The following is a 12731-nucleotide window of genomic DNA, read 5'->3' as shown; positions in this document are numbered from 1 at the left end:
CCTCAGAGTATGATGAGTGGCGCAAATCCGACAAGCACAGGATTTGCCTTCGCATCCAAAGCTGGTAATCCGATGACAGAGTCATTTTTTATTGGTTGTTGCAATGATCTTGCTGCTAGTCTCCTTTCTTGCAAGCGCCATTTTTTGCGGCGTCGGTCTTTATGTTTTGTCCGCGCTTCTGCCAGCAAGCTTTCTTGCGGCAAAATTCAATGCGCGCTCCAATCATAGCGTCGCCGCCCGGCAAATCGGCGGCCTTGCGCTCATACCGGCGATTATTGTCTCGCTTTTAATGTTCGGCACAGATCTTGGCCTAACTATTGATCTGGTCCTCAGTCTAAGCGGTGCCTGTTTATTACTCTGGGTTATCGGAGGTATTGATGATCGTTTCGAGCTTTCCGTCACAACACGCTTTGGCTCGCAGTTTGTGGCCGCATGCCTCGTGGTTTATGGGCTCGGCCCCGATTTCCGGCTATTGCCTGAGCTATTGCCCCATTGGGCAGAGATCACGCTGATTGTCATCACGCTTGTTGCCGCAATCAATGTCACAAATTTCATGGATGGCCTGGATTGTATGACCGTTGCAGGCGTTGGCGTGCCGATGGCTGGAATTGCGTTGCTGGCGACATTTCATCTCGCGGGCATCGAAAGCGGCACGATCGCTGCAATCACAGCGGGCGGGCTTCTCGGGTTTGCTTTTTACAACCGCCCACCCGCAAGCGTTTTTTTGGGCGATTCCGGCAGCTTTCCGCTGGGGCTGCTTGCCGGAACCGCGCTTTTGCTTCTGGCACGGGAAACGCATATAGCGGTCGCGCTTATTCTGCCGCTCTATTACGTGCTTGATGCCGGCACGACGATCATCTTACGCGGTCTGGCAGGCGAGAACATTCTGAAAGCACATTCAAAACACGCCTATCAGGTCGCCAAACGGGCCGGATGGAGCGTTTGGAAGGTGGTGAGCCATGTCGCCCTGCTCAATATCATTCTGACAGCATGTGCGGCAGCAATTATGATTTTCGACCATATGCTTTCGCAGATCATCTTCGTGCTTATCGCTGTGGTAGCCGTGCTTTTGCTGCTGCTCGATTTTCGCGGTCGTTTCAGGAAGTTATGACATCAAACAGAACTGTGCGGACAGCGTTGACATCTTCTGTCTCCATCGCAGCACGAAGGCTATCAAGGCTTCTAGGGACATCCACAGCAACCTTCTGACCCTTGGGAGCGCGCATGATTTTGGGGTGGCGCGTCGTCTGAACCTGAGATGGATCGTAGAAAAGCTCTTCATACATCTTCTCGCCTTCGCGAATGCCCGTCACCTCGATCGCAATATCACCATCGGGATTGTCTGCGCTACGCACCGTCAGCCCTGCAAGCAGGATCATATTCTCGGCCAGATCACGAACCTTGACTGGATCACCCATTTCGAGAAGTACGGTATCGCCGGATTTGGCAATTGCACCGGATTGCACGATGAGCTCGGCTGCTTCCTTGATCGACATGAAATAACGCGTCATGTCTTCGTGTGTGAGCGTAATCGGTCCACCATTGGCAATCTGTTCGCGGAAAAGCGGAACCACTGAACCGTTAGAGCCCAGAACATTGCCGAAGCGAACGGAATAGAACGACTTATGTTGGCCCGCCTTTTCAGCGAGTGTTCCGTAGTAATAAACGACAAGTTCCGCCCAGCGCTTTGTCGCGCCCATGACATTCGTTGGCCGTACGGCCTTGTCAGATGAAATCAGCACCATCCGTTCGACATCGGTCGCAAGCGCTGCCGCTGCAACGTTCAGCGTTCCAAACACATTGTTGCTGATACCGACCAGCGGGTTTTGTTCGACAAGCGGCACATGCTTATAGGCCGCGCAATGATAGACCGTATCAACAGCGTGTGTTTGAATTGCTTTTTCAACGCAATGCTGGTTTGCGACTGTGCCAAGCACCGGAATGACAACACAAGGTGCCATCTGACGTAGCTGCCGCTCGATCTGATAAAGTGCAAATTCACTGGATTCAAACAGCACGATACAGCTGGGATTCCACTGTGCAATTGTGCGGCAAAGCTGACTACCTATCGACCCGCCAGCGCCCGTCACCATGATGCGTCGGCCTTCGACAACTTCACGGAGGAGATCGACATCTGGCGGTACAGGCGAGCGCCCAAGCAAATCGTCAATCTCGACATTGCGCAGAGCGCTGACAAGATATTTGCCCGCAGTCAGATCAGCGATTGGGGGCAGAATACGCGTACTGACGGGGAGACGGCCAAGCAGACGCGCAAACTCCTGCCGCTGCTTCTGATCCAGTTCCGGCTCAGAAATGACGACCTGACTAATTCCAAAGTTTTCGATCAGGTTGGGGATCTGAGATACATCATAGACGCGAAGCCCGATAATATCCATTCCACTGAGCTGGCCCGTCGGGTCCACAAAACCGATCACATGTGTATCGCTATGGCTTCTCAGTGCTGTCGCCAGTTGGCGTCCGGGTTCGCCCACGCCAATAATCAGCGCGGTACTTGAATAGACCTTGCTGGTTTCAGCACTGCGTAGAAGCCATTTTGCACCAAAGCGGCTCGCCGAAACAAGGACAGTGCTCAAAAGCCAGTAGAGCAGCGGAACCGAACGCGGCAAACCAGAGCCGCCATAGGATTCCATAAGAAAGACCAGCGCCACCCAGAAGAGCGCCGCGATCGCCGTTGCCTGAAAAATCGGCCAGATGGCCCGTTCGGCGAGATAGCGAATAATCGCTCGATAAAGACCAAAACGAACAAAGACTGGAATAGCCAGAGCCGGAGCGATGGCGATCAGGAAAATCTGCGTCTGCGTTGGGATAAAAACAAAGCCAAGACGCATAACAAAGGCGAGATAGGCACTGAGCAACAACAAAAGGCAGTCGCTCAGCAGAAGTATGATCTGCTTACCGACACGCGGTAACAAAGCCAGTCTTTGCCAGGGATATCTGAAACTCATAGAATATATCCTGCCCCCCTCAAGGCGGAAAACGATCAATCGCCGATGAGGATTCGGCCCAATTCAACTCTTTTTAATCAGTGATATCAGACATCTAAGTTAGATAACTGACAACGAAACCAGCCCAATATTTGCACCGTTAGCACGAGTCACTCATCGGAGCCATATCAATTGAGATTGCACACGCTTACAAAAACTATGCCTACTCCCCTAATTATATGTTGTTATTAGAGTTTTCTTTAATTCTCTATCTAATCTTCCAGTCATCCACCTCCATCTTTAGGCCAATAAAAATCGGCAGCAGGAACTTCAACGTCATAAACATATAAACATTTCTTTATATGATATTGACACAACTCAGAGCTTCCGACAAACTAATGAACGTTATGGTTCTTCCGTCAACCTGTGCGACGGAAGCTAAGAGGGAAACCGGTGCGCGAGCGTTGATCCTCGAAAAGTCTATCGACTTTTCGGATAAGGTCATGCGTGAGGATAAAGATAATCCTGCAAAACCGGTGCTGCCCCCGCAACTGTAAGCGGCGAGCTGAAATCCATCATGCCACTGGAACGAAAGTTTCGGGAAGGCGGATCGAAGCGCTGACCCGCGAGCCAGGAGACCTGCCATGACAAAACAACGTCCACGGGCGGGGTGTCCCGGAGTGTCGCAGGTCTGGTTGCCAAAAGCAGCCTTTTCGCGCACGTCTGTAAACCCGCGCCCCCATCTATATCGGGGTATATATAGCCATGTCACAAACCACCGTCGCTACCGCCACCCTTGGTGTGCCGCGCATCGGCCGTCATCGCGAACTGAAATTTGCACTCGAAGCTTTCTGGGCGGGTAAATCGTCTGAAGCAGAACTGCTCACGATTGCCAGCGCTTTGCGCGCGGCCAATTGGGCCGAACTGCGCGATCACGGCATCACGAAAATTCCATCCAACGACTTCTCCCTTTACGATCATGTGCTCGATACAGCTGTAATGGTCGGCGCCATCCCTGCCCGTTACGGCTGGTCCGGCGGCGACGTATCGCTCCAGACCTATTTCGCCATGGCGCGTGGCAGCGAAGGCAAAACAAGCAACGATTGCGGTTGTGGCAATCAAGAACATGGGCGTGAGAATGGGCACGCACATAGTCATGGTGTGACTGCGCTTGAAATGACCAAGTGGTTCGACACCAATTATCACTACATGGTGCCAGAACTCACCGACGATCAGGAGTTCAGGCTTGTCGCCCGCAAGCCGGTGGAACACTTCCTCGAAGCCAAGGCACTGGGTATCCACACACGTCCAGTTATTCTTGGCCCGGTTACATTCCTGAAGCTGGCTAAATCCACCGCTGAAGGCTTTAATCCTGTAGCCTTGCTGCCAAAGCTGCTGCCGGTTTATGAAGAGTTGCTGCGTGAACTTGCAAATGCCGGTGCCGACTGGGTGCAGATTGACGAACCAGCGCTGGTTCTCGATCTCACCCCAAATGAACAGGCCGCATTTGAACTTGCTTACCAGCGTCTTGCCACAGCTTCCGACGCAAAAATCCTGCTTGCGACCTATTTCGGTGAGCTGGGCCACAATCTCGACACTGCATTGGCTTTGCCGGTCGCAGGTCTTCACGTCGATCTGGTACGCGGCGCAAATCAGCTTAACGACATTGTAGCGAAAGCACGCCCCGATCAGCATCTGTCTCTCGGTGTGATTGACGGCCGCAATATCTGGCGCGCCGATCTCAATGCCATCATCGACCACATTCTGCCCATCGTTGAAAAGCACGGGCTGGAACGCATCGAAATTGCCCCATCCTGCTCGCTCCTGCATGTACCGATTGATCTTGAACTGGAAACCGGACTCGATGCAGAACTTAAAAACTGGCTCGCTTTTGCAGCACAAAAGATCGATGAGATTGCTATCCTCGGACGTGCGCTTTCGTCAGGCAAAAGCACGGTTCTTGCAGAACTGAAAGCCGCAAGTGAGGCCATTGCAGCCCGCCGCACATCGCCAAAGGTCCACAGTCTGGCTGTTGAACAGCGCGTTGCCGCTGTCACGGAAGCTCAAAAGAAGCGCAACAGCGTGTTCACCGAGCGACGCAAAATTCAAAGCGACAAGCTCGGCTTACCCACTTTCCCCACCACGACGATCGGCTCTTTTCCGCAGACCCCTGAAGTGCGCAAAGCACGCGCAGCGGTCAACAAAGGTGAGATCAGCAATGCGCAGTATGAGAGCTTCATCCAGCGCGAAACTGAAGCCGCCATTCGCTGGCAGGAAGAAATCGGCCTCGATGTACTGGTGCATGGCGAGTTCGAGCGTAACGACATGGTTCAGTATTTTGGCGAGCAGCTCTCGGGCTTCGCTTTCACAAAATACGCCTGGGTGCAGAGCTATGGCTCGCGCTATGTCCGCCCTCCGATCATTTTCGGTGACGTTTCCCGTCCTGAGCCGATGACGGTTGACTGGTGGAAATACGCGCAGTCACTGACGGATAAGCCTATGAAGGGCATGTTGACCGGGCCTGTGACGATCCTCAACTGGTCGTTTGTTCGTGATGACATTTCACGCGCCGCAACCTGCCGACAGATCGCGCTCGCCATCCGTGACGAAGTGAGCGATCTGGAAGATGCGGGTGCCACCATGATCCAGATCGACGAGGCCGCCTTGCGCGAAGGCTTGCCGCTGCGTCGCACTGACTGGTCGACCTACCTCGATTGGGCTGTCGAAAGCTTCCGTCTGTGTTCAAGCGGTGTGGCCGACCAAACACAGATCCATACCCACATGTGCTATTCGGAGTTCAATGACATCATCGATGCCATTGCTCATATGGATGCCGACGTGATTTCGATTGAAACTTCACGCTCACGCATGGAGCTGCTCGATGCGTTCAAGTCGTTTAAATACCCGAACGATATCGGGCCGGGCGTTTATGACATCCATTCGCCACGTGTGCCGGAAGTCAGCGAAATGACGGAACTGCTGGCGCTTGCCCGAAAGCAGCTTTCCGATGAACAGCTCTGGGTCAATCCCGATTGCGGTTTGAAAACCCGCAAATGGGACGAGGTGCGCCCTGCCCTCGTCAACATGGTGGCGGCAGCCAAAGCGCTACGCGCCGAACTCACTTAAACACAAAAGCCCATGCCGGATTGCAGGCATGGGCCAGAGCGGTTCCCATTGGGACCCGCTCTATCTTTTTCATAACGCATTACGACGCAAAAGGCTCACGCACTATTGCTGGAAATTCTAGCCTCCATTCACCAACGCCAGAATGAGCTGCTCGACATTGCCGCCGGACCCCATTTCAACACGGTCGAAATCACGGCCTTGCTGGCGCTGAACCTCGACCAGCGCAGTAATGCGATTGATCAGTTCCCGGCGCATTTTCTGGCACTTTGGATCGTTCGGGATCGAAAGCCCAACAGTTGTGCGGACGATTTCGCGTGTCATATCTTTGGCGGTGTCGCCATGAACAAGCTCGTGCTTATAGATGCCATCATAGAAGCGTTCCCAGTTCTCTCTCACCGGTGAGGACAGCTTCTGTGAGGGCTTGGGCAGTGTATAGGTGATTTTCAGCTTGGGCTTGGCCGAAACAATTGTGCAGCCATTGTTGGAATTGTCGAACTTGCGATCCCAGGTCAACACAAAGGTCGTGTGCGCGATCACGCGGGATTTGCCGGCTTTAGGGCCGCGCTCGCCGATGGATTCATAAAGCTCAGGGCCGGAGCGGCCAGTAATTGCATAAGGTTTTATAACTTCGACGGCTTTCCAGTCATCTTCTGCATAAGCCTGACCAGACAATAAAACTCCAAACACAACCCACAAGACCGATATACGCACGACGACTCCAACCCAAAAACAGCAATCCGCCAACGCTACAATATCATTGCTGCAGACAGAAGCGCTTTCACCACCCCTTACAGTTCGAACCGGAAATCGGAATGAAATTTCCTGATATCCGTTTTTTGAGTAAGATTGACTATATCTTCATAGTTTCGTAGGTACGAATGCATGAATAAAGCTCACCCAATCGACCCCGGCGTAAAAACCCATCTTGCGGCCGACGAGGCAAGTGAATTCCTCAAGGCAATCGCCAACAATCACCGGCTCATGATCCTCTGCCGGTTGCATGGTGGTGAGAAGTCAGTGGGGCAGCTTGCCGAACTGATTGGCTTGCGTGCCTCCACTGTCTCGCAGCATTTGGCTTTGCTGCGACGTGATGGCATCATCGCCGGGCGTCGCGATGGGCAAACGATCTGGTATCGCGTTGAAAGCGATATAGCGCGGCAGGTGATGGCGGTGATTTGCACACATTTCCAGGTGCCAGCTGAATAGGCCCGGCACGATTATCAAGGCAACTTTGAAGAAGTGCAGACATGACCGACCAGACAATCGCCAGACGCAATATATTCGTGCTGACTGCGGCACAGGCTCTGGGTGCAGCAAGCCCACCGATCGTCATTTCGCTGGGTGGATTGGTCGGGCAGCAGCTTTCTTCTGATCCGGCGCTGGTCACACTTCCTGTCAGCCTGTTCAATCTTGGTCTGGCGCTGGGAACTTTGCCCGCGGCTTTCGTCATGCGGTCCTTCGGACGCCGCAATGGCTATCTGCTCGGCGCTGGCTTTGGCATGACGGCCGGTCTTGTCGCTGCTTTTGGCATCTTCTCGGCCTCCTTCGTCATTTTCTGCTTCGGCACCTTCATCGCGGGCTTTTATGCCGCTTACGTGCAGAGCTATCGCTTTGCTGCAACTGATGCCGCAACAGGACCGCTCAGGGCCCGCGCCATTTCCTGGGTTATGGTCGGCGGTCTGATCGCAGCCATCATCGGCCCGCAACTTGTCATCTGGACGCGGGATGCTCTGCCCAACACGCCCTATGCTGGCAGCTTTCTGAGTCAGGCGGCTCTCGCGCTGATGGCAATTCCTGTCTTGTTGCTTTTGCGCTCACCCAAAGCCGCAAAATCTGCCAATGCCGGAAGCAATGGACGCCCACTCAAGGAGATCTTGCTAAGCCCGCGTTACATGCTGGCAGTGGCTTCTGGTGTTGTCTCCTATGGGCTGATGACCTTCGTGATGACCGCAGCACCGATTGCCATGGTTGGCCACGGTCATTCCGTCAATCACGCAGCGCTGGGTATTCAGTGGCATGTGCTGGCTATGTTTGGGCCGAGCTTCTTCACCGGCATGCTCATCACCCGTTTCGGAAAAGAGCGTATTACTGCAATCGGCCTTCTGATTATCGCGTTGTCTGCAATCGTCGCTCTGTCCGGCCTTGATCTAACCCACTTCTGGATTTCGCTGATCCTTCTTGGCGTCGGCTGGAATTTTGGCTTCATTGGCGCAACAGCCATGATCGCCGAATGTCATACGCCGGAAGAACGTGGTAAGGCGCAGGGTGCCAATGATTTTCTCGTCTTCGGCACGGTTGCCTGTGCTTCCTTCTTTGCCGGTTCCCTGTTGCATTCATCCGGCTGGGAGACAATCAACTGGCTGATCTTCCCGACTGTTGCGCTCATTCTCGTTCCGCTGGTCTGGCAGTCGGCCCGAAAGCAGAAAGCTCAAAGCATAGCTTAACAAGAAAGCCCGCCCCGATTGCTCGGAGCGGGCTTTTTCTTGTTCGACAGATGATCTTGTACCAAAGTTCATTGAGTGAAGCTCATTGGACTTTGATTAAGCCCGAGTGACGCTTGAACTTTCTCAAGGCGTGATGCGTGAGCATCCTAGAGCAGATCTCCCAAAAATGGGAACCGCCTTCGCGGGGCAATCAGTCCACCGGACTGATTGCTGATCCCGCTACGATGGGATAAAGACATGCTCAAAAACAAGTACTTAGAGCGTTTCCTCTGGTTCAGAAAAAATTGAAAACGCTCTAGCGCCTTGGTATTATTGTTCGATCGTACGGTTCCAGCGGTTGTTTAGCTGCTGACGACCTTCGTTGACGGCATCCCAATCAAGCGTGTTGGCTGTCTTCATGTAACCGTTGAACGCATCGAGCTTGGCCTGCGCGTCTGGCGAACCGGCCTTGGCCTTCTGGTTTGACGGGATCACATTGCCATGATCAAGCGCCTTGCTCTGAGCATCGGCTGAAAGCAGATAATGGGCGAGCTTCTGGCTCAGTTCTGGTTCGTTGTTGCCAGCCAGAACGCATTCGGTGACAGCGAGAACGACTGAGCCTTCCTTCGGCTGGGCGTATTCAACCGGAATGCCCTTGTCCTTGAGGTTATTCACACCGGTTGGTGTCAGCGGGAAGATTGCAGCTTCACCAGTCTGAACCATTTCCGAAATCTTTGCCGATGACGGGATGAATTCCAGAACGTTCTTGCCGATCAGATCCGGGAACTTCTCAAAGCCCGGCTCAAGGTTCTTGTCGTCGCCACCCTGAATACGGTTAAACATCAGGAATGCATGAAGGCCGAAGGTCGAAGCGGACGCAGACTGAAAAACAACAGCCTTGTTGTATTTCTCGTCGGCGAAATCCATCCATGAGGTTGGCGCGGCCCAGCCTTTTTCGTCGAATAGCTTCTTGTTATAAGCGATGCCGGTCATGCCCATATCGACGCCGATTGCCATGTCATCCTTGAGACGTGCCGCTGGCTGAATGTCGGCGAGAACCGGATCATCGGAGATTTTCTGGCAAAGGCCTGCATTGATTGCGCGCACCATTACACCGTCATCGAGCAGCATAACGTGCATCTGCGGATTGTCTTTCTGCGCGGTCGCCTTGGCGAGAATATCGGCAGATGTACCCGGCACGACAACGACCTTTACATCGTTGGCGTTCTCGAATTCCGGCAGCACGTTTTCGGTATAAGCGCGCTCCATATTGCCACCGTTCATGCCAATATAAAGCGTCTTCGTCTGAGCGGACGCGCCCGAAACGAAAGCTGCTGACAGGCCAAGCGCGAGCGCGGACATTGCAGTCATGTGTTGCCTTTTCATGCTAGTTCCCTTTGTGATTTGAGGTTGGATGGTTAAATCGATTGATCGAGAAAGCCTCGATCGGTGTTTCTGTCTCGCCTCTGACGGCCAGATCGCACAGCACAGCGCCGACGGCAGGCCCGGTCTGAAAACCCGCACCGTTAAAGCCGAAGCCATGAAAGAGGTTTTTGACGCGGCCGCTTGGCCCGATAACCGGATTATCATCCGGCATCTCGGCTTCGGTCCCCGACCAGAAGCGGATGACTTGCGCATGCTGAAGATGCGGAAACAGTTCGATGGCTCGCAGCATCACAGATGATGCAGCATTGACAGAAGGACGCGAGAAATCCGGGTTTTCAAGCGGCGTTGCACGCCCGCCACCCATCACATAATTGCCACGCGTGACCTGACGACCATAGAAACCACCGCCCTCTTCGCCGAGACTCATCGGCAAGCGCAAAGGCATCGGCTCGGTCACCACCATCGAGGGATAAATCCGCTTCAATGGAACCGGCTCGCCAAAGGATGCTGCAAAGCGGTCCGACCAGGCACCTGCGCAATTGAAGACCATGCTTGCACGAATTTCGATGCCGTCACCCGCCAGCGCCGCGAAACCATCACCTGTTGTCTGCACTTCGTGGACAGGCGTATTTTCCAGTACCGTTGCACCCAGAGCCTTTGCAGCGCGCGCAAAGGCAGGCGAAACAAGACGCGGATTTGCGTGACCATCTTCCGCACAAAGCGAGGCGCCAGCCACATCACCCGTCAGCCATGGAAAGCGCTCTTTCACGGCGTTGCCACCAATCAGTTCCAGCTCAAGTCCAAGCGGCCTGACCCGTTCCGCATAGGCTTCAAGAGACGCAAAGCTCTCTGGCGTACGTGCAAGTTTCAAATGACCGCTGCGAACATATTCGCCGTCGATGCCAATGAGTTCCGACAGACGCGCCCAGAGATCAAACGAACGCTGCGACAAAGGGATTTGCTCAGGTTCGCGACCCTGCCTGCGCACGCCGCCATAATTGACGCCGCTTGCCTGCGCACCACAGAAGCCTTTGTCGAGAAGGATAACCGACAACCCGGCTTGGCGCATGAAAAGCGCCGCTGAACCGCCAACAATTCCACCGCCGATAATCAAAGCATCAGCCTGAAGGTGCTTTGTCATGACCGCATCTCGTGCGCAGATTTTGCGCCGAAGCCAAGCGGGATCGGCTTGACCGGAGCCTGTGCGCGAATGCGGCCTGCTTCCGATGGAGATTTATCCTGCATTGCTGCCAGAAGTTCGGCCGCAGCAGCCGAGCACATACGGCCCTGACAACGGCCCATACCCACACGGCTCAGCGCTTTCAGTCGATTGATCTCGCTTGTATTGCCGTCACTGATCACCGCGCGGGCTTCGCTGAGCTTAATCTCTTCGCAACGGCAGAGCGTTACGTCCTGACCAACCGTTTCAAACCAATCGCGCGGAAATGGAAAAACCTTCTCCACGATCAGACGTTGACGATAGATCGCATCAAGCTCGCCAAGAAGACGGCGTTCGAGCGTCGTGTCCGCCGTACCCCCAAGATCACGGATCATGGCAATCGCCGCCAATGTCCCACGAATTTCAGCCGCATCTGCGCCTGCAATACCTGCACCATCGCCCGCAACATAAACCCCGGCCTGACTGGTCCGGCCAAGCGGGTCCGCGACAGGAAGCCAGGCACGGTCACGATCTTCAAAGCCAAATTCACAACCGGCAAGATCAGCAAGCTGGGTCTCGGGACGCAATGCAAAACCGTAGGCCAGCGCATCGCATTCGATTTCCCGGCTGCGGCCAGCCTTTTGATACCGAATACCCTCGACGTGGCCCTCGCCCAACACTTGTTCAGGCCGCACATTGTAATGGACCGGCACGCCACCAAGCATCAGGCGGAAGCCATAGTAAGCACCGAGCGCCACAATGCGCGGCGTGTGCAGGGCAAGATGCGCGAGATAAAGTTTCGAACGGAAGGGAGCAGTATCCAGAACTGCCGCAACCTTCGCACCGGCATGGTGGTATTGCCACGCAACGAGATAAAGCAGCGGCCCGGACCCCATGAAGACAACGCGCTCGCCGATTGTGCAGCCTTGTGCTTTCAGCGCCGTTTGCGAGGCACCGAGCGTATAGACACCCGGCTTGGTCCAGCCTGAAAACGGCAAGACACGATCTGTAGCCCCCGTCGCAAGCAACAAATGGCTGAAGGGAAGTTGCGTATGAACCCCGTCCGTCAGGAGATCAAGGCTGTTGCCATTGTCGCGTGAAATGTTCCAGACCAGCGTTTCGGGACGATAATCAACTGCGTCGCGCAAATGATCGAAGGTCGTGTGCAGCGCTTTCGCCTTATGGGCTTCCGAACCATAACGCGCTTTATAGCTGCGACCGTCATCGAAAGGTGGACGACGGTAAATCTGTCCCCCAGCACGCATGCCCTCATCAAGCACAATCGGACGATGACCGGCTTTCACCAGCATTTCTGCGGCGCGAATGCCCGCAGGGCCAGCCCCAACAATGACAGGCGCGAGAGCTACAGTCATAGCGCTGCTCCTGTCACAAATTCCATGCCGTCTTCAAGCAGCGTTGTACAGGCGCGCAGGCGTTTGCCTTCCACCGTCATGACATGACAATCCTGACACGCACCAATGAGGCAGAAGCCTGCACGCGGCTCACCGGTAAATTCTGTATGACGCACTTTACCCTGCACCGAGAGAATAGCTGTTAGCACTGTGTCTCCACGGCGTCCCTCAAAGGGGGCGCCATCGAGCAGGAAGCCAATCGGCTGTTCATTGAGACGATACCGCCTGCGGAACTGAGCCGTTAAAGGCGAAACTGTAACCGCCATGATATGTGCGCCCC

At 54.4% G+C, this 12731-nt stretch carries 10 protein-coding genes and 1 riboswitch; of the genes, 4 read left to right on the top strand and 6 right to left on the bottom strand.

Going from position 1 to position 12731, the window contains the following annotated elements; genetic code table 11:
- Positions 1–103 precede the first annotated feature (103 nt).
- Positions 104–1111 (top strand): MraY family glycosyltransferase, encoded by a 1008-nt coding sequence (locus tag CES85_RS06985; RefSeq protein WP_095445739.1) that lies wholly within the window; start codon positions 104–106, stop codon positions 1109–1111.
- On the opposite strand, the gene CES85_RS06980 is transcribed toward CES85_RS06985, so the two are convergent.
- A complete protein-coding gene (locus tag CES85_RS06980; protein ID WP_095445215.1) occupies positions 1098–2966 on the bottom strand; it encodes a polysaccharide biosynthesis protein in 1869 nt (622 codons plus the stop codon). The genes CES85_RS06985 and CES85_RS06980 overlap by 14 nt on opposite strands.
- Positions 2967–3336: 370 nt before the next feature.
- A riboswitch (cobalamin riboswitch) is annotated at positions 3337–3606 on the top strand.
- 104 nt (positions 3607–3710) lie between these two features.
- Here CES85_RS06980 and metE point away from each other — a divergent pair.
- On the top strand, positions 3711–6071 hold the full coding sequence (metE, locus tag CES85_RS06975; protein WP_095445214.1) for a 5-methyltetrahydropteroyltriglutamate--homocysteine S-methyltransferase: 2361 nt from the start codon (positions 3711–3713) through the stop codon (positions 6069–6071).
- Positions 6072–6188: 117 nt separating this feature from the next.
- On the opposite strand, the gene CES85_RS06970 is transcribed toward metE, so the two are convergent.
- Entirely contained in the window at positions 6189–6776 is a 588-nt protein-coding gene (locus CES85_RS06970) for a DUF922 domain-containing Zn-dependent protease (protein WP_244923245.1), read from the bottom strand.
- A 177-nt stretch (positions 6777–6953) separates the two neighbouring features.
- Here CES85_RS06970 and CES85_RS06965 point away from each other — a divergent pair, with 177 nt between their 5' ends.
- Together CES85_RS06965 and CES85_RS06960 are read left to right on the top strand one after the other, a co-directional pair.
- Positions 6954–7277, top strand: a complete 324-nt coding sequence (locus CES85_RS06965) for an ArsR/SmtB family transcription factor (protein ID WP_095445213.1) — start codon at positions 6954–6956, stop codon at positions 7275–7277.
- Between the two features lie 41 nt (positions 7278–7318).
- Positions 7319–8515, top strand: coding sequence for an MFS transporter (locus CES85_RS06960; RefSeq protein WP_095445212.1), 1197 nt, complete (start codon positions 7319–7321; stop codon positions 8513–8515).
- Between the two features lie 309 nt (positions 8516–8824).
- On the opposite strand, the gene CES85_RS06955 is transcribed toward CES85_RS06960, so the two are convergent.
- Genes CES85_RS06955 through CES85_RS06940 form a run of 4 tightly spaced genes read right to left on the bottom strand, consistent with a single transcriptional unit; the run spans position 8825 to position 12717 of the window.
- Entirely contained in the window at positions 8825–9880 is a 1056-nt protein-coding gene (locus CES85_RS06955) for an ABC transporter substrate-binding protein (protein ID WP_095445211.1), read from the bottom strand.
- Position 9881: 1 nt separating this feature from the next.
- Positions 9882–11021: an NAD(P)/FAD-dependent oxidoreductase gene (locus CES85_RS06950; RefSeq protein WP_095445210.1), complete on the bottom strand. Its 1140-nt coding sequence runs from the start codon at positions 11019–11021 to the stop codon at positions 9882–9884.
- Positions 11018–12412 carry an FAD/NAD(P)-dependent oxidoreductase gene (locus CES85_RS06945; RefSeq protein ID WP_095445209.1) on the bottom strand — a complete coding sequence of 465 codons (1395 nt, stop codon included), beginning with the start codon at positions 12410–12412 and terminating at the stop codon, positions 11018–11020. The genes CES85_RS06950 and CES85_RS06945 overlap by 4 nt, the downstream gene beginning before the upstream one ends.
- Complete coding sequence (locus tag CES85_RS06940) at positions 12409–12717, bottom strand: (2Fe-2S)-binding protein (protein ID WP_095445208.1); 309 nt, start codon at positions 12715–12717, stop codon at positions 12409–12411. The genes CES85_RS06945 and CES85_RS06940 overlap by 4 nt, the downstream gene beginning before the upstream one ends.
- Between the last annotated feature and the right edge of the window lie 14 nt (positions 12718–12731).

The sequence above is a fragment of the Ochrobactrum quorumnocens genome, assembly GCF_002278035.1.
Classification (GTDB): domain Bacteria; phylum Pseudomonadota; class Alphaproteobacteria; order Rhizobiales; family Rhizobiaceae; genus Brucella; species Brucella quorumnocens.
The sequence above is the reverse complement of the archived record's forward strand: the minus strand, read 5'-3'. Positions and strand labels throughout refer to the sequence as shown.